General features: G+C 48.5%; 12 protein-coding genes and 1 pseudogene. All 13 read left to right on the forward strand.

All coding sequences use genetic code 11. The features are described 5' to 3' along the window. Positions 1-13: 13 nt before the first annotated feature. Positions 14-2,110 (forward strand): ATP-binding protein, encoded by a 2,097-nt coding sequence (locus BO26_RS02950; protein WP_036768621.1) that lies wholly within the window; start codon positions 14-16, stop codon positions 2,108-2,110. Positions 2,111-2,268: 158 nt separating this feature from the next. Continuing rightward, positions 2,269-3,150, forward strand: a complete 882-nt coding sequence (locus tag BO26_RS02955; protein ID WP_036768623.1) for a Pvc16 family protein — start codon at positions 2,269-2,271, stop codon at positions 3,148-3,150. A 1,293-nt stretch (positions 3,151-4,443) separates the two neighbouring features. Beyond that, entirely contained in the window at positions 4,444-4,707 is a 264-nt protein-coding gene (locus BO26_RS02960) for a hypothetical protein (protein WP_051690848.1), read from the forward strand. A gap of 96 nt (positions 4,708-4,803) precedes the next feature. Continuing rightward, complete coding sequence (locus tag BO26_RS02965; RefSeq protein ID WP_036768626.1) at positions 4,804-5,100, forward strand: helix-turn-helix domain-containing protein; 297 nt, start codon at positions 4,804-4,806, stop codon at positions 5,098-5,100. 381 nt (positions 5,101-5,481) lie between these two features. Further along, positions 5,482-6,567, forward strand: coding sequence for a TcdA/TcdB catalytic glycosyltransferase domain-containing protein (locus BO26_RS02970; protein ID WP_036768627.1), 1,086 nt, complete (start codon positions 5,482-5,484; stop codon positions 6,565-6,567). Positions 6,568-6,985: 418 nt separating this feature from the next. After that, a pseudogene (locus tag BO26_RS02975) lies at positions 6,986-7,415 on the forward strand (lysozyme). A 140-nt stretch (positions 7,416-7,555) separates the two neighbouring features. Beyond that, a complete protein-coding gene (locus BO26_RS23015) occupies positions 7,556-8,023 on the forward strand; it encodes a lysis protein (RefSeq protein WP_051690849.1) in 468 nt (155 codons plus the stop codon). Between the two features lie 511 nt (positions 8,024-8,534). Then, positions 8,535-8,966 carry a lysozyme gene (locus BO26_RS02985; RefSeq protein WP_036768629.1) on the forward strand — a complete coding sequence of 144 codons (432 nt, stop codon included), beginning with the start codon at positions 8,535-8,537 and terminating at the stop codon, positions 8,964-8,966. Between the two features lie 142 nt (positions 8,967-9,108). After that, entirely contained in the window at positions 9,109-16,749 is a 7,641-nt protein-coding gene (locus BO26_RS02990; RefSeq protein WP_036768631.1) for a Tc toxin subunit A-related protein, read from the forward strand. Positions 16,750-16,803: 54 nt separating this feature from the next. Further along, positions 16,804-21,093, forward strand: a complete 4,290-nt coding sequence (locus BO26_RS02995) for a SpvB/TcaC N-terminal domain-containing protein (RefSeq protein WP_036768633.1) — start codon at positions 16,804-16,806, stop codon at positions 21,091-21,093. 71 nt (positions 21,094-21,164) lie between these two features. Then, entirely contained in the window at positions 21,165-21,443 is a 279-nt protein-coding gene (locus BO26_RS03000; protein WP_036768634.1) for a lysis system spanin subunit, read from the forward strand. A gap of 25 nt (positions 21,444-21,468) precedes the next feature. Continuing rightward, a complete protein-coding gene (rz1, locus tag BO26_RS23020) occupies positions 21,469-21,666 on the forward strand; it encodes a lysis system o-spanin lipoprotein Rz1 (RefSeq protein ID WP_236637241.1) in 198 nt (65 codons plus the stop codon). Between the two features lie 51 nt (positions 21,667-21,717). Next, positions 21,718-24,660, forward strand: coding sequence for an RHS repeat-associated core domain-containing protein (locus BO26_RS03010; RefSeq protein ID WP_081861824.1), 2,943 nt, complete (start codon positions 21,718-21,720; stop codon positions 24,658-24,660). The last annotated feature ends 233 nt before the right edge of the window (positions 24,661-24,893 follow it).

Here is a 24,893-nt window from a genome sequence, read left to right on the forward strand (position 1 = left end):
TGAGTAAAAAAATATGAATATAGCGCCTGTTTTTTATGATTTATTTAATCAGGATGACGACCGTAATCTGGCATTTTTATTTAGCGAACTGGAACGAATAGATCTCGCTCTTCAACACCATTTCTATCACATAGAAAATCAGCGAAGTGATCTGCTGGATGAGTTTTTGCTCACTGAAGCGGAAGTAGCAGCCAGGCTGGATAAACCACTTGGCAAACCCCATTGGATAAATGATGACTATCTGGCCATATCGCAAAAAGGCAATGTGAGCCCAATGGCAGCATCCAGATTAACGGATCTGATCGAACGTTTTGAACTGACTGATTTTGAGCGAGATGTTTTACTATTAGGCTTATTGCCCCATTTTGATAGCCGCTACTATCGTCTGTTTTCGCTTATTCAGGGGGGGCAACAGTGTCGATTACCTTCTTTTGCTTTGGCATTGGAACTGTTTTGCCACTCAGAGCTGGAGAAACAGGCACAGCAAGCGAGTTTTCTGCATCGGGCGCCTTTGATGAGTTGTCAGCTATTATCCATCGATACCAGCCAAAAAACGCCGGCCTGGCTCCAGACTCCTTTTATTACTGACAGCGGGGTATATCACTTTTTACTGGGGCATCACTACATTATGCCGGCTTTAGAACATTGTGCTGAGTGGTTAACGCCTGCAGGGATCGACTGTTATCCAGAAGGATTAAAACAAGCATTGGGTAACGTATTGTTATCTGACAACGATAATATTCGACCGATTGTCTTATTACGGGGAATTGCCGGCAGTGCCAGAGCCTATACCGTTGCTAATATGATGGCTTCAGAAGGGCGACAAACACTGCTGCTGGATATATCCAAACTTGCTGACAGCGATGAGAAAACCATTGTCCTTCAGATAAGGCATATTTTGCGGGAAACCCGCATGCATGGAGCATGTTTACTATTACGGAATTTGGGCTTATTAGCGGAGCAGAATAAACAACTACTGGACTCCCTGTCAGAGTTATTGAATCAACCTGAATTAAGAGTTGTTTGCCTGATTGAGCCTTATTCCCCATTGATATGGCTGAAAAAGATACCGGTATTACTGATTGAGATGCCACTTTTAACACCAGCGGAAAAAGCCAGATTATTAATTGCCAGCTTACCGGATAATTGTTCAGAGAATATTGATGCGATAACTTTAAGCCAGCGTTACACTTTTAACCCAGAAACCCTGCCATTAATTTTGCAAGAGGCCCGGCTTTATCAACAGCAGCGAGATCCGCTGGATATTTTGCAGCAATGCGATATACGTAAAGCATTAAATTTACGTGCTCAGCAAAATTTCGGTCAATTAGCTCAGCGGATTATCCCTAAGCGTTCATTAAAGGATTTATTGGTATCTGATGAAATTGCTCAGCAGTTACGAGAAATACTCATCGCAATTAAGTATCGGGAACAGGTTTTGGCGGGAGGGTTTAAAGATAAAATTGCCTATGGCACTGGTATCAGCGCTCTATTTTATGGTGATTCAGGTACTGGAAAAACCATGGCAGCAGAAGTAATTGCTGAACACATTGGCGTTGACTTAATAAAAGTTGATTTATCTACTGTAGTGAATAAATACATTGGTGAAACAGAAAAAAACTTATCCCGTATTTTCGATTTAGCAGAACAGGATGCAGGGGTATTATTCTTTGATGAAGCTGATGCACTGTTTGGTAAACGCAGTGAAACGAAAGATTCCCAGGATAGACATGCCAATATTGAAGTCTCTTATTTATTACAGCGTCTGGAGAACTATCCGGGTCTGGTCATTTTATCCACCAACAATCGCGGCCATTTAGACAGCGCATTTAATCGCCGTTTTACCTTTATTACCCGCTTTACTTACCCGGATGAAAAAATCCGTAAAAAAATGTGGCAGGAAATTTGGCCAAAAAATATAAAAATATCGGAAGATATAGATTTGAATAAATTAGCTCAACGAACAAGCGTGACTGGAGCAAATATCCGCAATATTGCTTTGTTGGCTTCATTCTTTGCTTCAGAGAATGGTAATGATGCAGTCAGCAATGAAAATATTGAAATCGCACTGAAACGTGAATTAGCTAAAGTCGGGCGATTAACATTTTAAAAGTTATAGCAATGAAAGCATTGAAATATTAAATAAACTTATTACCAAATAGTTATCACTATACCCAATAGATTTCATATTGCAGCGCGGCGGCAAGTGAAAGCAGCCAACAAAGCAGCAACTTGAAAAAAGGTATATATAATTTAAGAGAGGCTCTTATGTTAAACACGCAGACTATTATTGATGTCAATAAGGCAATGGATACCATGCTGCGCGCATATCTGAATCAAGATATTGCCATTCGTTTTGATCTGCCTGAATTAGATACTATGCAACCTGATGCGATGGTCAGTGTCTTTCTTTATGACATTCATGAAGATTTGCAGCTTCGCTCGGCAGAATCGAGAGGGTTTAATGTTTCTGCCGGGAGGTTATTGCCTGGTTGGGTAAATATTAAATGTAACTATCTGATTACCTATTGGGAAGCTTCCAAGCCAGCGACTGATGCCAGCAGCCCTGATAGTCAACCCGATAACCAGGCAATACAAGTGATGTCACAAGTATTGAATGCCTTGATTAATAATCGTCAATTAGCAGGTATTCCTGGTGCTTATACTCAGGTTGTACCGCCTAAAGAGAGTTTAAATAGCCTGGGGAATTTCTGGCAATCACTGGGGAATCGTCCACGGCTTTCTCTCAATTATTCGGTGACAGTACCTGTTAGTCTAAACGATGGTCAGGATAGCGCGACTCCGGTTACCGAGGTTTCTTCCACTGTGGAACAAACGGCATTGCTCAGTCAGGAAGCGGTTAATCATGCTTTACGCGAATTACTCATTACGGAATTAGGAGGAGGAGAGAATAACCGGTTGGCATTGAGTAAAGTCGAATTATCCGCAGTGAAAGAGACGATGACTCAAGACAGTCCGGCACAGATGATTATATCGTTATCTGCTTCAGGGATTACACGACAGGAATATCTGGCAAAAATTAATGATATCTTTGATCGTTGGGTAAATAATGCGGCAGTTATTACTACTATTGATGATTGGAGGGTTAGAATTGAAAGGATAGAGAGAAATGATCTTGTGGGAATCTGAATTTTCTTAATTAAATAAATGAGTTAATGTTAATTTAATAGAACATATAATCAATAATTTCAATGAAAATGTTGAGAAATCAAAAAATAATACACATAAGATTTTAGCTTATAATCAAATTTTTAAAGGAGATGATGATTACGATCTGAATGGAAATAAGGATGATTAGTCACCATATAAAGGGAATCCTGGTCATTTTTCAGGAAATCCGAAAAAATCTTATGGTCTTTAAAATAAATGGTTAACTGGGACAATGCCAAAATTAATCTTTAGAGGGGTATTGTCCATTTTACCTGTTATTCACCATCATTTATATCAAGAGATGATGTAAAGAAAATGTAAAGAAAGGTTAACTTTATTATCAAATGGATGAGCTAAAAATATAGAATGTTACTTATAGAAGATGATCGAAAAATTGATAATGAATCTAGTTCCTGTATTTGGTGTTTTTTTAATCTGGATATATTCTGAGTGTATATTTTTAGTGTGATGGTGCTTAATGTAAATGAAACTTATGAATGATAATTTATATTCATTAATAATGAATGAATATTTGACCATTATTTTATTAGATTTTTTAATTTATCGATTATTTATGCATGGCGATAATTCATGTAATCAATCGTTGACAAATAATTATACCTATATATGATTGTTATGCGGGTAATAATGATGTGCTGATAAATTTCTTTATGAATAATGTGTTAAAAAATAAAAACACAAGCTGGACTTAACTAATCAATATAATTATTCAGAATAACGGCCAATTGAAAATAGACCAGGAAATAAAAAGATATTATTTGGAATAGGTCCATCTTTAGATGCTTTCTCGCTGTCATTTTGCTAAGAAAACCATAAAAGTAACCAAATAAATAAAGGAATGGATAAAACAGTTAATTTTTCAGGGTTGAAGTCCAGAACAAGTAGTTGATTTCCTTAAAAGGTATAAAGGATATCTTTGCATTATGAGACCATTTACAGATTGATTTATAGACGAAGGTGATTTATGGCGACATCTCAGAATTCCAGTAAACGGTATAGTTGTTATAAAAGAGAGGAAGAAAAAAGTCAGTATTAATGAATATCTGTAAGTTGTTGATAGAAAATAATATATTGTAGACTGGAAAGGAGATACGATAATCGGAAAAAAATAAGAGGAGCGAGTTATTAATATTGGCTGAATGCAAAATGCTATATACGATAAATTATTAAACTGAACAGAAGACACAGACATCAGAAGTTGCGTAAACCACAGTGAAGGCTTTATGCCTGTTTAAACAAGAGGTTAAAACAATGGCGTTTGACAACAGTTTAGAGTTCGTAAATGATGAAATTATCAGAGAAAGATTAGATACGAAAATTAACTTTTCTAATCCTTATACTTCCTGGAAAAGAGAGATAAATGAATTAATTAAACGATATTCTCTAAGAGGGCCAGAGTTTAATAAAGTCTCTAACCGTAAGATAAATTTTTTTGCGAATGGAATAAAAAATCGCAATGGCGAACAGCCTAATGAATTATTTAAAGGAATAAGAATTTATTTACTCGCAACATAATAATGTTGCACTTAATATGCTAAATTTTTCAGTAAAATTATTAACTATTTTTGCATCGCCAGTGAATAAGTCTATTGTATTAAATAAGGAGTTCGTGTGTTTATTTCAAAAGAATTATCAAACTTCATTGCTGTAGCTAAGAATAAATCAATAAATAAAGCAACAGCGGAACTTTTTATCACTCAATCACCAATTTGCCGGAGTTTAAAAAAACTGGAATTTTCATTAGGTGTAAAACTCTTTGTGAGGAAAAGCCAGGGATTGATTTTAACAGAAGAAGGGGAATGTTTATATAATAAAGTTTTGTCAATTTGTGAACGACTTAAAGAAATAGAAGGGGACTATAAGAATGACAAATCAACATACCATGATCTATATCAAAAAAATGTATGATGCTCTAATATAATAAGCAGTTCTGGATAACTAAAGTCATCTATTACCTGCATTTGTATACTTAGTGAAAGTTTTGTCTTCTGGATAAGTTTTCATAATGGTGATGCTCCTTATTTTCCATCTGGCATTGCTTATTCAGAAGAATGATTAATATGATTGAAATAACTCAGTCCGTTTTGTGGTTTACGATTTCGGTGGAGCGCAAAATAGGCTGGGTTTTCTTCAGGTGAGCTATTGTTTTGAAATATACAGTTATGTAATTTTTATATTCTGTTTTGTTTTAACGATATTGTTTAAATATTTATATTCATGACATTGGGTTATTATAATAGATAATTTCAGGTAAACGTAATTAATTCAACCATCACGGAGAGTTTATCAATGTTAAAATATGCTAATCCTCAGGCAGTACCTACACAACGTACTAAAAATACTGCGAAGAAACCGTCATCATCAAGTTCCTTTGATGGGCAGCTTGAACTTTCAAATGGTGAGTGGTCTAAGCACTCAGAAATGGGCCTGAAAAGAGGTGGACTTATTAACAGCATAAGAAGGCGTATTGCAAGAAATGGCAATATAGGACGATTCAATGAGCTAATTGATTCTGAGGCTAAAAAATGGCCATCGGAACCGGTTGATAAAAATATCCATATGATTTGGATTGGCACAAGAAATATATCCGAGAAAAATATTAAACTATCAATCGATACGGCCAAAAAAAATCCGGATTATAATACCAGTATTATTTACGATAGTGGTATTAGTGGACATGAAGGTGCCAGGAATTTTATGTTAGAAAAGTTTGAAGGCAGCAACGTTAACATCATCGATTTTCGTAAAAAAAGTTATTTCCCTCAATTAAAACAAGAGCCTTCATTCGTCTATTATGAACAAGCGATTGCAGAAAAGAAATATGCACAAGCGAGTGATATTTTAAGATTATTAGTCTTAAAATTTGAAGGGGGAATCTATAAAGATATTGATGATATACAGGTAAAAGGTTTTGGTTCATTAGCGTTTCCAAAAGGAATCGGAGTGATGAGAGAATATGCACCTGAGGCAGGTAAAGCGACGGCATTTCCAAATACGCCCATCGCTGTAACGAAAAATAATCCCATTATTAACAAAACATTAGATCTTGCTGTAGGTAATTATCAACGCGGCGAAAAAAATGTATTAAAACTGGCAGGTCCGGATGTATTTACACAAGCCTTATATCAGGAAATTCCAGGTCTTAATTCTAAGGTTTTAAATGCACAGTTAGATCAATTTGAATTAGCAAAACGGCAAGCGTTAGGGCTTCCATTAGAGAAACCGAAAAGTTTTGCGGATGAGAAACTCACTTCTGTGGAAAAAGAAAAAATTAATCGACCTTATCAATCAATGCGTGGGCTTTCAGGCCATGTTATGAATGGCGCTGATCACTCCTGGGCTGTGGATACCGAAGTACTCGGACATCAACAATAGTAATGCTTCTGGCGCCACCAATGTCATCGCATAGTCAGAAGCCAAAAGCAGTAACGCTTCCGCCGATGTTATCATCGAGCGCAAAACCATCGATATCAGCTAATTAGTTGTGAGGAAAATAAAATTGGTGGTGCATTTGAAAACTTTACAATTGATGTTGCACAAATGGTTCTGAGAAATTTCAATCTCAATGAATGATGACAATCGTACCATGAATATTATGGTGGAAATAATAGCTTTAAATATATCATGCAAACGAAATTGTTATTTTTTCTTAATGAAATTACTTCGGTAAACGAGAGATCCTTTATTGATCTGCATATTGTATTTTTTTATCAAATAATTTCTCATTTATTTGTTGGAATAAAGTCCTGAGACATTTCTCTATTTATAGTCAATGAATAGGTATTGTTATTTAATGAAACTGAGCGAAAAAGGGTTTGAGCTGATAAAACATTTTGAAGGTCTTCGCCTGCACGCCTATCAGTGTTCGGCGAACGTTTGGACTACTGGTTACGGACATACCGCTGATGTGCGTCCCGGCGATGTTATCAGCGCTGAAGAGGCGGATTTTTCTGCACCAGGATGTGGCTGATGCTGAACGCACGGTAAACAATGCTGTCAGTGTTTCGATTAACCAATATCAGTTCGATGCACTGGTCTCCTTTGTTTTCAATCTGGGGGCAGGGAATTTCCGTCCCTCAACGTTACTAAAAAAATTGAACGCCGGCGATTATGCCGGCGCGGCAGGTGAATTGTTGCGTTGGGTGAATGCCGGTGGGCAAAAGCTGGTTGGACTGGAACGTCGGCGCGAAGCCGAAAAAATGTTGTTTGAAACACCGGTGTAACCAGTATCCGGACAAAATCATGACGTATTTTTTAGGGTAAGACTCTGCTATGGAGCAGGCTGTCGACTCAGCCATAACATCAGCCCTTATTAATAATATGAATGCCCATCATTTATGGTTGAACAGCGATGGAAACTGGAATGAATTTACGAACGTATCCTTATTTAGCACTGGTGATAGTCCTGTTGGCACTGAGCTGGGCAGCTGATCATTATCACAGTAAAGCCGTAGTCTGGCGTGACAAGGCACAACAGGCTGAAAAGATGGCCAGACAGCAAGCCGCGATCCTTACCGAAATGAACATGCGCCAAAAACAGCTAACTGAACTGGATAGGCAGCATATGGAGAAACTGAACAATGCTGAAAGCGAAAATAATACTCTGCGCACTCAACTTGCCACTGGCACTCACCGGATGTATGTCGCAGGCAAGTGTCCCGTGTCCGGAGCCAGCGAAAGTACAACCGCCCGCCGCGTGGGCCATGATGCCTCCATCGAACTCGCTACAGATGCTGGACAAAACATTCTCGCTGTCCGAGAGGGGATCATCCGTGATCAACAAAAACTAAAATACTTGCAGGAGTATGTTCGCACGGAATGTCTGCGTTAGTGATCCGGCTTTCTGAAAATATTACTTATATTCGAATTCCGTTCTATACCCAATGGATTTCAAGATGCATCGCGACGGCAAGGGAGCGAATCCCCGGGAGCATAGAGAAAACTATGTGACCGGGGTGAGTGAGTGCAGCCAACAAAGAGGCAACTTGAAAGATGACAGGTATATAAAAGGCTGCTTGGTATTTCACTTTGCTCAGTGAAGCCAATATAGCAGCAAAAAATTTCGGCGCTTATTGCAGCGAAATAAAATTATCCAGAGTGTGGGTCTCAGGGAGAGCAACTGTCTGATAACGCCCTAATAAAAATCTCGATTTCTCAGTAAGTTTGCCAATCATATGTAAAAAAATAAATAACCATATAAATTATAAGGGTTAGTAAAAGCCAATACGTTGATTATTATTTCCCACCTTAATTATGTCATAAGACATAGTTTTCTATGCATTGATATCTCTGTGTATTTTTTGTTCCCGGCGTAAAAAGTCACCTGTTTAACGGAGGGGAGAATGAAGCTGAGTGAAAAAGGGCTTGAGCTGATAAAACAGTTTGAAGGTCTTCGCCTTCATGCCTATCAGTGTTCGGCGAACGTTTGGACTATTGGTTACGGACATACTGCTGGCGTTCGTTCTGGAGATGTTATCAGCGCTGAAAAGGCAGATGCTTTTCTGCGCCAGGATGTGGCTGATGCTGAATGCACGATAAACAATGCGGTCAGGGTTTCGATTAACCAGCATCAGTTCGATGCACTGGTCTCCTTTGTTTTCAATCTGGGGGCAGGGAATTTCCGCTCTTCAACGTTGCTGAAAAAACTGAACGCCGGAGATTATGCCGGTGCGGGCAGTGAGCTGCTGCGCTGGGTGAATGCCGGTGGGCAAAGACTGGCCGGTCTGGTGCGTCGGCGGGAAGCCGAAAAAATGTTGTTTGAAACACCCGTGTAATTGGTATCCGGACAAAATCATAACGCATTTTGTTCAGGGAGCAATTCTGCTAGGAGCTGGATGCGGTCTGCATTCGTCACGGATGAATAACCAACGTTGCTTATCGGCAACTGAACTGAAACGATGATGAGAGGTAATTACTATGTATCATACTGATGACATATTGGAAAAACTGAACAACCACGAAAAGACCCCAAACGGCCTGAAATCAGGCGATAACCGGCCAGTCACCCTGCCTGATATTATGGTGCGCTCGTTTGCCGAGGTGAAAGCGCTGGCCGGCGACAGCCTGACCTGGGGGGAAACCAACTTCCTGTATAAACAGGCACAGCAGGAACTGAAAGAAAATAAAATGACCGAATCCCGGATTCTGAGCCGGGCCAACCCGCAGTTGGCTAATGCTGTACGTCTGGGCATTCGTCAATCATCTATGCTGCGCAGCTATGATGACCTGTTCGGAGGGCGTGCCAGTAAATTTGTTAAGCCGGGTTCGGTGGCCTCGATGTTCTCCCCAGCCGGTTACCTGACCGAGCTCTATCGCGAAGCCAGAAAACTGCACCCGGATGATTCAGAGTATAACCTGGATAAACGCCGTCCGGACTTGGCCTCCCTGTCGCTGTCCCAGAACAATATGGATGACGAGCTGTCCACGCTGTCCCTTTCCAATGAATTGCTGCTGAATACCCTTCAGACAAAAGAAAATAACAATTATGACGGTGTGATGGAGATGCTCTCTGCCTACCGCCAGACGGGAATGACGCCGTTCCATCTGCCTTATGAAACCGTCCGGCAAGCCATTATGCTGCAGGATGCCGAGTTTGCTGCCTTCCGGCGCAATCCGGCTGTGGCCCAGAAAATGGATACTGCTTCCCTGCTCAGTATAAACGCGGATATCTCGCCGGAACTGTATGAAATCCTCACTGAAGAAATTACGGAAGCCAATGTTGATGAGCTGATAAAGAAAAACTTTGGGGAAAATACGAATACCAGCATTTTCCAGAACATCGCCTATCTCGCCCGGTACTATGGCTTGACGTATGATGAGCTCACCTCGCTTCTGGGAATGGTATCGGTTAGCAGTGACGTTAAACCGGGCGTTCAGTATTATAAAAATGACCAGTTGATAACTTTGCTCAACGATGATGGGCAGTTAAACGCGGTCCTCATTCGGCGGACTGAGGGAGGTAACGCTTATCAGTTTGGGTATGCCGAGCTGGTACCTACTGGATTAAATAACTATCTGTTTAATTTTACTATTGTAAATAACGCCAAGGCGGGTTCCATGCAGGTGGGGACCAGTGGATATGGTTCAAAGGACATATTTAGCAGTGAAAATATCGATGTCAAGAGCGGGGTACCAATCAGCCTGCCGGTTACGTTATCCGACGAGCAGATAAAAAAAACTGTTAATATCGGCGTTACCCGTGTGGGAGGAGGGTATTACGCCAATGTTAATTATGATATCAGCCAATATCCCTTCAGTGTCTTCCTGCTTAAATTAAACAAACTTATACGTCTCTACAAGGCGACCGGCATTGCCCCGTCCGATATCCGTACCGTCATTGAGAGCAGCAATCCCGACCTGACCCTCACCCGTGATGTGCTGAGTCAACTGTTCTGGGTTAATTACTATATGCAGACTTATGGCATTGACGTGTCTGCTGCCCTGGTGCTGTCCGGAGCGGCTATCAGTCAGATAAGCCACGACAATCAGGCAAGCGCATTCACTCGCCTGTTCAACAGTCCGCCGCTGAATAATCAGGAGTTTTCTGCTGACGGAGTAGTACTGAATCTGGAACCGGATACATCAAAAGATGCCTTCCGGCGGGCCGCTATAAAGCGTGCCCTGCAGGTTAACGATACGGAGCTGTACATCCTTTACACGCTTACCAGCACAGATAAAGATACGGAAGGCAAGGATATCGCCTTCACAACGACTATCGGCAACCTTTCAGCGCTTTACCGCACCCGCCTGCTGGCAGAGGTAAATAACCTTTCCGTCACCGAGCTTAGCATGCTGCTGTCTGTTTCACCTTATGCCGGCAGGAAGCTGGACACCCTGACCGGCTCTGACTTGTCAGGGTTGGTTAGCTTCATTACCCGGTATACACTCTGGCTAAAAGACCAGAACTGGACGGTCAGCGATGTGTATCTGATGACCACTGAGTATTACAATACCTCAATGACGACAGATATTGAAAGTCTGGTTACCGTTCTGAGGAATGATGTGCAGGTTCCCGATGGCGGCTGGCATACAGCTGACATGGCATGTCAAATTATGGCACCGGTTATTGCACCGGTTATGCAACTGGAGTCAGCTGAAATCGCCAAAACCACCCTTCTCTGGGTTGACCATTTGAAACCAGATGGATGGGCCGGGCGTTTCCTCAAGTTAGTTCTGGAGGGTCCCAGCCAAGGCAGTGAAACGGAAGAGATTGTCACTTTTTATCGGGTACTGGTGCAGATGGCGCTCATTGTGCATACTTTAGGTCTTACAGAGAACGAACTGCAATTGGCCGTAACACAACCCATAGAATTCCAAGGAGTATCACCGCTGCTGCATGATATTGCCACCGTGCGGAGTCTGGCGCGCTTTCATGGCTGGTTGCAGCAGTGCGGAACATCGGCCACGGAGGTGCTGTCTGCGCTGGGCGGGGGAACTCTGACCCCGGTACAACTGGCACAGGCAATGTGTCTGGATGAGCTGATAGTTGCACAGGGACTGGCGCAGCTCGACAGTACCGCCACCACTTTCAGCAGTTGGACGGAGGTGGACATCACATTGCAGTGGGTGGATATGGCCACCACGCTGGGTATCACGCCGGATGGCGTCAGCGCCCTGATTAAGGTGAAACTCTCTGCCACTGCCGGTCAGACCCCTTACAGCGAGTGGGTCTCCCTGAGTCATATGTTGCAAGCGGGACTCAGCAGCCGGCAGACCACGCAGCTGCAGGCCACACTGGATGAGGCCCTCAGTACCGCCATCAGTGCCTACGCCATTAAAAATATCGCGCCATCCGGGGTGACCGACCGCGACAAGCTTTACAGCTGGCTGCTGTTGGATAACCAGGTCTCCGCGCAGGTGAAAACCACCCGGCTGGCGGAGGCGATTGCCAGCGTGCAGTTGTACGTCAACCGGGCGCTGAGTGGCCAGGAAACTGGCGTGGACAACACGGTAAGAGCCCGTCCGTTCTTTACTGACTGGGACACTTACAACAAGCGCTACAGCACCTGGGCCGGGGTATCAGAGCTGGTTTACTATCCGGAAAACTACGTTGATCCGACCCTGCGCCTTGGACAGACCGGCATGATGAACGAGATGCTGCAATCGCTCAGCCAGAGCCAGCTGACCAGTGATTCGGTGGAAGAGGCGTTTAAAACCTACATGACCCGTTTTGAGGAGATTGCCAATCTTGACATTATCAGTGGTTATCATGACAGCGTCAGCGACCAGAAGGGAACGACGTATTTGATTGGGCGCTCCGCTATTGGCGATTATTACTGGCGCTCGGCGGATATCGGAAAAATGTCGTCGGACGGAAAATTACCTGCGAATGCCTGGTGCGAATGGAAGAAAATTACCGCAGCCATTTCCGCCGTCAATAATCTGGTGCGCCCGGTTATCTTTCAGTCAAGGCTGTATCTCGTCTGGGTGGAAGGTAAAGCGGTGGCTACCACCACAAATAACACCACGACAACCTCCACGGAATATGCGCTGAAATATGCGCATATCCTGCATGATGGGACATGGAGTGCACCGGTATCTATTACTCTGCAAAATGAAATCATCATGCCTGGCGAAACCAATATTGCCAATATTGGCATGTACAGTGCCCAGGATGTGGATGGTGAGCCGCTGGAAATCCTGTTTTATAAAAAACAAGACAGTTATAGCAAAGACAAATACCCATCGGATATATCCGGACTGCGCATTCTCTCCGACGGCAGTTCTAAGAATATTGACCCTAGCGTTGCCAGCGCAATGGCTGGTTATATTTATCCTCAGCTGGATACAACGACTGACGTGAGGCTGAACACGCCTTATGCCGGCGGGGAAACCCGTGTCAGCGTATCCGGCTGGAGGCAGAAGGATTACACGTGGGGATATAAATCTTACACCATCATGTTCGGTAGCAAACTGTCAGATATTACAGCCACATTTTTGAAAGATACTCAGCAGGTCAGTCTGAAGTTTAATGCGACCGCCAGAGTTGTTTATAACGGCGTGGGGGGATGTCGGAGCCGAACCCTGGTTGATATGATGAAAAGTGTTGGCAGTATTGGTGACGTTTTTTACCTGCCGCAAACGGTGGACAGAAGTAATATCGCACTCAGTAGCGGCAGAAACTTTGAGTGTGTCTTCAAAAATCGTTCAGACAATACCTATGATGCTGCGATTCTGGTAACTGATGGTATTTCCCCTGTATCCGGTGACAAAATTTATGGTTTTAATGATTCCTCAGCTGATAAATTAAATTCCGCATCAGCAGTCGCGGACCTTTACTCTTTTACTCTGGATACCAACCATAATAAATTATGGAGGCGCATTCAGACGAACTTTAAACCAGAAAACTACGTTTATGCTCTAATGTCACCTGTCACTGGCGTCATTGCTACATTGCCCATTTCATCGAATGAGCTAATGTTTAGCAATTTCGTCCAAATAAATACCCAGATAAATCCCGGAAATGTGAAGCTTGATGTTACGGAGGCGAGCAAAGCCTTCACGTCAGATAAGCGTTCAAAATATACATTTGATGAGTCATTGTTTGATTTCACCAATAAAGAGGTCTCTGTTCCCCTGAGCGCATTCAGTGGCAACACTGCTCAGGTTTCCTTCATGTTCAGAGCTAATGCTCCCACCGGAGATGAGCGCCCGCTGGGCAGCGAAACACTCAGCCTGACCCTGACCCGGGTCACAGAAACCTCACTGCCGGCCATCACGCTGAACCGTACAGAGGAGGGTGCCCAGTATTTACAGTACGGTGTTTACCGTATCCGGGTGAATACGCTTTTCGCAAAACAGCTGGTTGCCCGGGCCAATGCTGGGCTGGATACCGTCCTGTCGATGGCAACCCAGCAGATCGAGGAGCCCAAACTTGGTGAGGGTTTCTACGCGAATTTTGTTCTGTCCAAATACGATCCTGATATTCATGGTGATGAATGCTGGTTCCACATCAAAATTGGAAATATTGATGGTTCTGCTGAAATGCGTCCTTACTATCAGGGTGAGTTATCGGATACGGAAACCAGTGTAAGACTTTTTATTCCTTATGCTAAAGATTTTTACTGTCATGAAGGTGTACGGCTGGGGGTAGAGTATAAGAAAGCTAATTATTATGACAAAAGTTGGGAAGCAGCATTCTTCTATTTCGATGAAGAAACTAAAAAATTTGTTTTAATCAACGATGCAGATCACGATTCCGCTATGTCATTGGCCGGTAAGGTAAGTAACGTCAAAAAATATAAAGGTTTTGATGAGGTCTCAGTACTGAACAATCAGACAACCGAACCCATGGACTTCAATGGAGCCAATGCCCTCTATTTCTGGGAGATGTTCTACTACGTGCCGATGATGGTGTTTAAACGCCTGCTGCAGGAGAGCCGCTTCACTGAGGCCACACAGTGGATAAAATATATCTGGAACCCGGAAGGCTATTATCTGATGAATGGGCAACCTGCCCTCTATCAATGGAACGTCCGTCCGCTACAGGAGGAGACCACCTGGCACGCTAATCCCCTGGACTCGGTGGACCCGGATGCGGTGGCGCAGGCCGACCCGATGCATTACAAGGTGGCCACCTTTATGTCGTACCTCGACCTGCTGATTGCCCGCGGCGACGCGGCCTACCGCCAGCTGGAGCGTGACACCCTCAATGAAGCCAAAATGTGGTACGTGCAGGCGCTGGATGTTCTCGGCGATGAACCCTATCTGACACCGGGTACGGACTGGCGCAACCCGCGCCTGACCGATGCAGCCAACCAGACTGCCCAGAAAACCGCCCAGCAGGCGCTGCAGGCGGTGCGGCAGCAGATTACGGCAGGTAAGTTACGTACCGCAAATTCGCTGACCGCCCTGTTCCTGCCGCAGCAGAATGAAAAACTGCAGGGGTACTGGCAGACACTGGCCCAGCGCCTGTACAACCTGCGTCATAACCTCTCCATTGACGGTCAGCCACTGTTGCTGTCTGTTTATGCTAAACCGGCTGACCCAGCCGCTCTGCTCAGTGCAGCGGTCAATGCTTCACAGGGTGGCAGCGACCTGCCAGCGGCAGTCATGCCGCTGTACCGCTTCCCGGTGATGCTGGAGAGTGCGAAAGGGATGGTCAGTCAGTTGAGCCAGTTTGGCAGCACGCTACTGGGCATCACCGAGCGGCAGGATGCGGAGGCGCTGTCCGAGTTGCTGCAGACACAGGGTGCGGAGTTGGTCCGCCAGAGTATTGCGCTGCAGGAGAAGACCCTCGCCGAAATCGATGCCGACCAGATTGCCCTGCAGGAAAGCCGCAACGGTGCGCAGTCGCGGCTGGACAGCTACACTGCGCTGTATGATGAGCATATCAGTAGCCGTGAGCAGCATGCCTTGAACCTTAGTGTGTCTGCCGCGGCTCTTTCAACCACGTCCGGCGTGTCCTATTCCATTGCCGCCGGTCTGGATGCCGCACCCAATATTTACGGCATGGCATTCGGCGGCTGCCGGTATGGCGGCCTCGCAAGGGCGGTGGGGATATGTACTGAGATTGCTGCCGGTAGTACACGTGCAGCCGCAGACTATATCAGCCAGTCGGAAGCCTACCGCCGTCGCCGTCAGGAGTGGGACATCCAGCGTAACGCCGCCGAATCGGAAGTGAAACAGATTGACGCCCAGCTGGATGCGCTGACGGTGCGTCGTGAAGCCGCGGTGCTGCAGAAAACCTATCTGGAGACCCAGCAGAGCCAGACGCAGGCCCAGCTCACCTTCCTGCAAAATAAATTCAGCAATAAAGCGTTGTATAACTGGCTGCGTGGCAAACTGGCGGCGATTTACTATCAGTTCTATGACCTGACGGTTTCCCGCTGCTTGATGGCGCAGCAGGCATATCAATGGGAGTTCAACGATGAATCTGCCAGTTTTATCAAACCCGGTGCCTGGCAGGGCACCTACGGAGGCCTGCTGGCCGGGGAGACGCTGATGCTGAATTTGGCACAGATGGAAGAAGCTCACCTGAAACAAGGGCAGCGCGCATTGGAAGTAGAACGGACTCTTTCTCTGGCCGAATTCTATGGCGGATTATCCAGCGAATCATTCAATCTTGCGGAGAAAATCGTCGAACTAGTGGGTAAAGGCTCAGGCAATGCTGGCAATGACAGTAATACGCTGGCGTTTGGTACAGGTACGGATACTAAAACTTCGTTGCAAGCGTCTATATCATTATCAGACCTGAAGATTATGGATGATTACCCGGCATCCACGGGTAAGATCCGTCGTATCAAACAAATCAGTGTCTCTCTGCCCGCGTTGTTAGGACCATATCAGGATATACAGGCGATTCTGTCTTACGGTGGCGATGCCACCTCCAGGTTAGCCAAAGGTTGTCAGGCGCTGGCGGTGTCGCATGGCATGAATGACAGCGGTCAGTTCCAGCTCGATTTCAACGATGGTAAGTTCCTGCCATTTGAGGGTATTGCCATTGATGACAAGGGCGCACTGACCCTGAGCTTTCCGAATGCAACCGGCAAACAGAAAGCGCTGCTGCTCAGCCTGAGTGACATCATTCTGCATATCCGTTACACCATCATGAACTGAGTCCCCCTTTAACGTTACCAGGCGCCCCGCGAGGCGCCTGTCAGGAGCTTTATAATGCAAAATTCAGATGAACTGCGTCTGAACCCGCCGGCTCTGCCTGCCGGGGGTGGAGCGATAACCGGCCTGAAGGGTGAGATGGCCGGGGCCGGCCCGGATGGCGCTGCCGTACTCAGCCTCCCTCTGCCGGTCTCTGCCGGACGGGGTTATGCGCCCCCCTTGATGCTCAGCTACCACAGCCGGGCCGGTAACGGCCCCTTTGGCATCGGCTGGAACATGAACCTGCCTGCCGTGCGGCGGCGTACCCAAAAGGGTGTGCCGGCCTATGATGACACGGATGAATTTACCGGCCCGGATGGTGAGGTGCTGGTGCCGGTGCTGACCTCTGACGGCCCGGCGGTGCAGCGCCGCGCTGACACCCTGCTGGGAATTCAGCCGGGGGGCCACTTCACTGTCGGCACTTACCGCGCTCGCAGCGAAAGTAATTTTTCCCGGCTGGAATACTGGCAGCCGGAAGAAAACGGGACGGCAAACGATTTCTGGGTCCTGTATAGCCAGGACGGTCAGGTGCATCTGCTGGGCAGGAACGCGCAGGCGCGCCTCCATAACCCGGCTGACCCGGCACAGATTGCCGTCTGGTTGCTGGAGTCCTCGGTGTCGCTGACCGGCGAACAGATTTACTACCAGTACCGGGCTGAAAACGATGATGATTGCGATGCCGCTGAGACCCATTCCCATCCGTCAGCATTGGCACAGCGCTACCTGACGGCGGTGCACTACGGTAACCTGACTGCCGGACGCCACCTGCCTGGACTGGGGGGCGATGACCCACTGGCTGCCGGCTGGTTGTTTATTTTGGTTCTGGACTACGGTGAACGTCCCGCGTCATTGTCTGTTGTGCCTGACTGGCCGCCTGAAAGGGCGTGGGCGTGCCGTCAGGACTGCTTTTCTGGTTACGAGTACGGCTTTGACCTGCGCACCCGCCGCCTGTGTCGTCAGGTGCTGATGTTCCACCGGCTCAAGACGCTGGCCGGAACGGCATCGGGGGAAGATACCCCGGCACTGGTTACCTGCCTGCGACTTGAATATCACGAAAGCCCGTCCATCAGCACCCTGACGGCAGTACATCAGCAGGCGTATGAGCCGGATGGGACCGTGCGGGCCTTACCGCCGCTGACGTTCAGCTGGCAGACCTTCCCCCCGCAGGAAAAGGTCGAATGGCAGCCGCGTAATGACCTGGACAAAGTGAATCCCCGCCAGCCTTACCAGCTCATTGACCTGAACGGGGAGGGGCTGGCTGGCGTGCTGTATCAGGATAGAGGTGCCTGGTGGTATCGGGCGCCAGAGCGGCAGGACAGCGAAGATATTAACGCCGTCACCTGGGCGGATGCCACTCCGCTGCCGGTCATACCGTCACTGCGACAGGGGGCAACCCTGACTGACCTGAACGGCGACGGGCGGCTGGAGTGGGTGGTGACGGCACCCGGTATCGCCGGACATTATGACCGCACGCCGGAACGGACCTGGCGGCATTTCACGCCGCTGTCCGCCCTGCCAGTGGAGTATCCCCATCCGCAGGCCCAGCTGGCCGACATTCTGGGGGCGGGGCTGTCAGATATGGTGCTGATTGGCCCGCGCAGCGTACGGTTGTATGCCGGTGATGGGGATGGCTGGAAGACAGGCCAGACCGTTATCCAGTCTGCCGGGGTGACATTGCCGGTGCCCGGTGCGGATGACCGGACCCTGGTGGCTTTCAGCGACCTGCCGGGCAGCGGGCAGCAGCATCTGGTTCAGGTCAGGGCGGACGGCGTGGATTACTGGCCCAATCTGGGGCATGGCAAGTTTGGTCAGCCCATTAAGGTACCCGGCTTCTGCCAGCCGGCGGAAGCCTTTACCCCTGACCGGCTGTACCTGGCAGACATTGATGGTTCCGGCACCATGGACCTGATTTATGCGCAGTCAGACCGGTTGGCAATTTACCTGAACCAGAGTGGTAACCGGTTCGCTGACCCGTTTATTCTCCCGCTGCCGGATGGCGTGCGCTATGACCCTACCTGCAGCCTGCAGGTGGCCGATATTCAGGGATTGGGTGTTGCCAGCCTGCTGCTCAGCATACCGCATCCGGTCCCCCGCCACTGGGTCTGCCATCTGTCAGCCGATAAGCCCTGGCTGCTGAACGCAATGAATAACAATATGGGCGCCCGGCATACCCTGCATTATCGCAGTTCAGCACAGTGCTGGCTGGACGAAAAAGCCGCGGTCCGGGCGCGGGGAAATGACGAGCCCCCCTGTTACCTGCCGTTTGCCCTGCATACCCTGTGGCGCACGGAATCGGTGGATGAAATCACCGGTAACCGGTTAGTCAGCGAAATGCGTTATCAGCACGGTGTCTGGGACGGACAGGAACGGGAGTTTCGGGGTTTTGGTTATGCAGAACTGCGGGATACCGTGGTGACAGCCAGCCAGGGGAGTGCGCCGGAAACCGCTTTCCCGTCACTGACCCGCCGCTGGTATGCCACCGGCCTGCCGGCGGTGGATGAGCAGCTGCCTGGGGAATACTGGCCGGGTGACAAGGATGCTTTTACCGGCTTCACCCCGCGCTTCACCTTTGGCAGTGGAGAGGATGAAAAGGCGCACGTTCCGAATGACGCTACCACGTTCTGGATGAATCGGGCGCTGAAGGGAATATTGCTGCGCAGCGAGCTGTATGGGGAAGATAGCAGCCACCAAGCCGGCGTGCCGTACACCGTAACGGAAGCCCGTCCGCAAGTGCGGCTGATTGAGGCCCAGGGAGCGTATCCGGTGGTTTGGCCGGCGGTGGTGGAAAGCCGCACATATGGGTATGAACGGGTCAGCAGCGACCCGCAGTGCAGCCAGTCCGTCCTACTGGCTAGCGATGAATACGGCCAGCCGCTACGCCAGGTGAGCATCAACTACCCGCGTCGGGCTAAACCGGCGGTCAGCCCGTATCCGGACACGCTGCCGGAGACACTGTTTGCCAGCAGTTATGATGAACAGCAGCAGGCCCTGCGCCTGACACTGCAGCAGCGCTGCTGGCATTATCTGACCGATACCCAGACGGGAACCTGGATATTGGGGCTGCCGGATGGCATGCGCAGCGATGGGTTCATCTATTCATCCGAGGTTATACCTGCCGGCGGCCTGACCCTGGAAGTGTTGCAGCAGTCAGACAGATTGCTGGTAGATGATCAGGCTGACACGTTCGTGGGACAGCAACAAGTCTGGTATCTGGATGCACAGAATGAAGCTTCCACCGGCGTCCCGGCTCTGCCGCCCCGGGTAGCCTTTACCGACACGGCAGTGTTTGATGCGGATATCGTGCAGACGCTTGCCGGCAGTATCACGACAGAACATCTTCAGGCTGCTGGTTACCGGCAGACGGCTTATCTGTTTACCCGTCAAGACGAGTTACCATTGTGGACGGCCCGTCACGGGCACACCACATACGCCACAGCGGAACATTTTTGGTTGCCGGTGTCATACCGGGAAACCGAACTGACCGGGGCCGGTGTTGTCACCCGTGACCTCCATGACTGTGTGGTGACACAGTATCAGGATGCCGCCGGACTGATGACCGGCGCAGAATATGATTACCGTTTTCTGACGCCGGTGAAGGTGACTGACATAAATAACAATGTCCATACCGTGACCCTGGATGCGCTCGGGCGAGTGACCAGCCTGCGGATAAGCGGGACGGAGAATGGCGTACAGGCAGGGTACAGCGATGCTGCGCTGACGTTGCCGGGCACGGCAGATGAGATGTTCAGTCTGCTAGCGCCCCTCCCGGTGGCGCAGTGCATGCTGTACATCACGGACAGCTGGCAAGAGGGCCGAGGAATACCGCCACACGTGGTCACGCTCACCACCGACCGTTATGACAGTGAAAAGGAAAAGGCTTTCCAGCAGGTCCGCCAGCAGGTGGTCTTCAGTGATGGCTTCGGTCGCATTCTGCAGACCGCGGTGCGTCAGGCGGCCGGTGAAGCCTGGCAGCGCGCGGATGACGGCTCGCTGATGGTGGGGACGGACGGCACGCCACAAACGGCAGCTACGGATTTTCGCTGGGCCGTCACTGGACGCACAGAGTATGACAATAAGGGACAACCGGTGCGCACCTATCAGCCCTATTTTCTGAATGACTGGCGGTATGTCAGTGATGACAGCGCCCGTACGGATTTGTATGCCGACACGCATTATTACGACCCGGTCGGGCGCGAATATCAGGTGCTGACGGCAAAAGGCTGGCTGAAGCGTTCCCTGCTGACCCCGTGGTTTGCGGTCAGCGAAGATGAAAACGACACCGCATCAGACAACCGGATGGCCGGTTAAGACTGACGGCATCGTTAGTAACAGGCCGGCAGCCATTGCTGCCGGCTTAGCTATACAACCCGCCCCTGGTGATGACAGTCTTACCTGTCATTGATGGCCGAACGGGGATAAAAACAGGAATGAATTTACGCAAATATGTTTACTCTGCCCTGGGGTGGCCCGTTGAATATTATCACCGCCAGGTGGTCGTCTGGCGCGACAAAGCGCAGCTGGCTGACACGGTGGCCAGACAGCAGGCCGCGGCTCCCGGTGAAATGAAACAGCGTCAAAAACAGCTGACCGAACTGGACCTGCAGCATATGGAGGAACTGGCCCATGCAGAAAATGAAAATCATACTCTGCGTACTTAGCTTACTACTGGGACTCACCGGCTGTATGTCGCCGGCAAATGTCCGGTGTTCGAGACCGGCAAACCTCCCCCCACCCGCCGCGTGGGCTATGATGCCCCCATCGAATTCGCTGCAGACGAAACATTCTCACTGTCCGGGAGGGGATCCGTCGCGATCAGCAAAAACTGAAATTCCCGCAGGCATATATCCGGACGGCCTGTCTGCGTTAACTTTACCCGTTTAAGCAGCCGGAGGTTTGGTGACCGGCTTAACATAAGAATATAAGGAGGCTGCCATGAGCAGTACAGATTACTCACTCTTCAAGCACACCCCGACGGTTACGGTCCTCGACAACCGTGGTTTGGCGGTGCGCGATATCGCCTATCACCGCCATCCGGACACGCCGGCCATCACGGATGAGCGCATCACCCGCCATCAGCATGATGTGCGCGGTTTTCTGACACAGAGCACCGACCCGCGTCTGTATGACGCACAACAGACAGACAAACACGTAAAACCTAACTTCACCTACCTTACGGCCCTGACCGGTGAGGTACTGCAGACAAAAAGTGCAGATGCCGGTATCACCGTGGCCCTGAACGATATTGCCAGTCGCCCGTTTCTCGCTGTCACCGGTTTTGATGATGATAACAGGGGGAATACTGTCATCCGCACTTGGCAGTATGAGAGAGTCCCTCTGCCGGGCCGCCTGTTGAGTGTCACTGAACAGACCGCAGGTGAGCAGCCCCGTATCACGGAGCGCTTCGTGTATGCCGGTCACACTCAGCAGGAAAAAGACCGGAACCTCGCCGGGCAGTGCGTCAGCCATTACGACCCGGCGGGTTTGAATCGGGTGGACAGTATTGCGCTAAACGGTGTGCTGCTCTCCGTCACGCGTCGGCTGCTAAAAAATGCAGATGACGCAGGCATGGTTGCAGACTGGCAGGATGAGGATGACTCCGCCCGGAACGAACTGCTGGATGAAAAGGAGTACAAAACCCTGACCACGGCAGATGCCACCGGCGCGCCCCTGACCACCACGGATGCTGCAGGCAACATACAGCGCGTGGCGTATGATGTGGCCGGCCTGTTGACGGGCAGCTGGCTGACGGTGAAGGGAGGCACGGAACAGGTCATCGTGAAATCCCTGACGTACTCCGCCGCCGGCCAGAAGCTGCGCGAAGAGCACGGTAACGGCGTGGTGACCACGTATACGTACGAGCCGGAGACGCAGCGCCTGACAGGTATCAGAACGGAACGTCCGGCCGGACATGCGTCGGGCGCGAAGGTACTGCAGGACCTGCGCTATGCGTATGACCCGGTGGGTAACGTGCTGAAAATCAGCAATGATGCGGAAGAGACCCGCTTCTGGCGCAACCAGAAAGTGGTGCCGGAGAACACGTACGTCTATGACAGCCTGTACCAGCTGGTTTGCGCCACCGGGCGCGAGATGGCGAATATCGGCCAGCAGGGTAGCAGCTTACCGTCTGTCACCGTCCCTCTTCTCACCGACAGTTCTGCATATACCAGCTACACCCGAACTTACACCTATGACGCTGCCGGCAACCTGACGCAGGTACGCCATTCTCCGGCAACCGGCAGCGGTTACACAACAGAAATCACCGTAAGCGACCGCAGCAACCGAGCTGTGCTGAGTACCCTGACCGAAAACGCCGCAGACGTGGACGCGCTGTTCACGGCGGGCGGGCAACAAAAACAGCTGCAGCCGGGACAGAGTCTTGTCTGGACGCCGCGTAACGAGCTGCTGAAGGTGACGCCAGTGGTGCGCTACGGCACCACTGATGACCAGGAGAGTTACCGCTATGAGGGAGGCAGCCAGCGAATACTGAAAGTCAGCGTGCAGAAAACCGGTAACAGTACGCAGACGCAGCGGGCACTGTACCTGTCGGGACTTGAGCTGAGGAGTACAAAATCCGGCGATACGGAAACGGAGAGCCTGCAGGTGATTACCGTGGGTGAAGCCGGGCGGGCGCAGGTGCGCTTTCTGCACTGGGAGAGCGGCAGGCCGGATGGTATCAGCAATGACCAGATAAGATACAGTTACGATAACCTGACCGGCAGCAGCCAGCTTGAGCTGGGTGGAGACGGGAACGTCATCAGCATGGAGGAGTACTATCCGTATGGCGGCACGGCGGTATGGACAGTACGTAGCCAGATTGAGGCGAACTACAAGGCCGTGCGGTACTCGGGCAAGGAGCGGGATGCGACAGGGCTGTATTATTATGGCTACCGGTATTATCAGCCGTGGACAGGCCGCTGGCTAAGCGCTGACCCAGCGGGGACGGTGGACGGACTGAACCTGTTCAGGATGGTCAGGAATAATCCGGTGACGTTGTGGGATAATAATGGCTTAATTCCATCCCTTTCATGCTTCGGCCCCTCGGCTAAAAAACGTTTTAATACAAAGATGCAGGAAGCAGTTTCTTCATTAGGAGATATTAATATTCCGAAAAAAATACACATGATATGGATTGGGACAAACAATATATCGGATAAAAATGTAGGCTTATCGCTTGAAACAGCCAGTAAAAACCCGGATTACGAAACCAGTGTCATTTATGATAGTGGTATTAAAGGACATGAATCCGCAAGAGATTATTTGAAAAGTAAATTTGTTAATAGTGAGGTCAGTGTCACTGATTTAAGGGAGTTACCTTCTTTTTCAAGTATAAGTTCTCATCCTGCCTTTCAATATTATGAGAAGGTTATCAGTAATCAAAAATATGCGCAGGCAAGTGATTTATTACGCCTTCTTGTATTAGCAAATGAGGGGGGGATCTATAAGGATATAGATGACACACAGCAAAAGTCATTTGGAGAATTATCCTTTCCTGGTGGCATAGGATTTAAGCGTGAGTATGAACCAAACAGTTCCAAAGAAAGGGCCGTTCCTAATACCCCAATTGCTGTAATAAAAGAACACCCAGTAATCACCAGGACGCTTGAGCTTGCAGTAGAGAACTATCAGCGTGGTGAAGAAAATATTTTGAAACTTGCCGGACCTGATGTTTTTACACAGGCACTATACGAAAAAATTGATCTTTCTTCTCGTAACTTATCGGCTACTTGGGATAAAATGAAACAGGATACATTTAAAAACAAAAAACAGCAAATGACTGGACAAGAGCTGCTATTTATACAAGGGCCTCGCAATAAGATGCTTAAACTTGGTGAGTTTGTTGCTAATGGTTGTGATCATTCATGGGCTAATAGATGAGATGACAAAGTAACAATAATTTTTATTAAGTTGCCGTTGCAGGAACTGCTATTATTGCAGTTCCTGCAGGCGGGGAAGCTATTATTAATTTATAGACCTATTAAGTATGCACAATTGGGACGATATCCATTTATTCACCAGCTGACTGTAACGCGACCACGTCATTTTGTGCCGCTGGCTTCGCCGTTTCAGGGACTTCAGCCACATCCGCTTCACTTCTTCCACAAATTGAC

Source organism: Photorhabdus australis DSM 17609 (genome assembly GCF_000711895.1).
Classification (GTDB): domain Bacteria; phylum Pseudomonadota; class Gammaproteobacteria; order Enterobacterales; family Enterobacteriaceae; genus Photorhabdus; species Photorhabdus australis.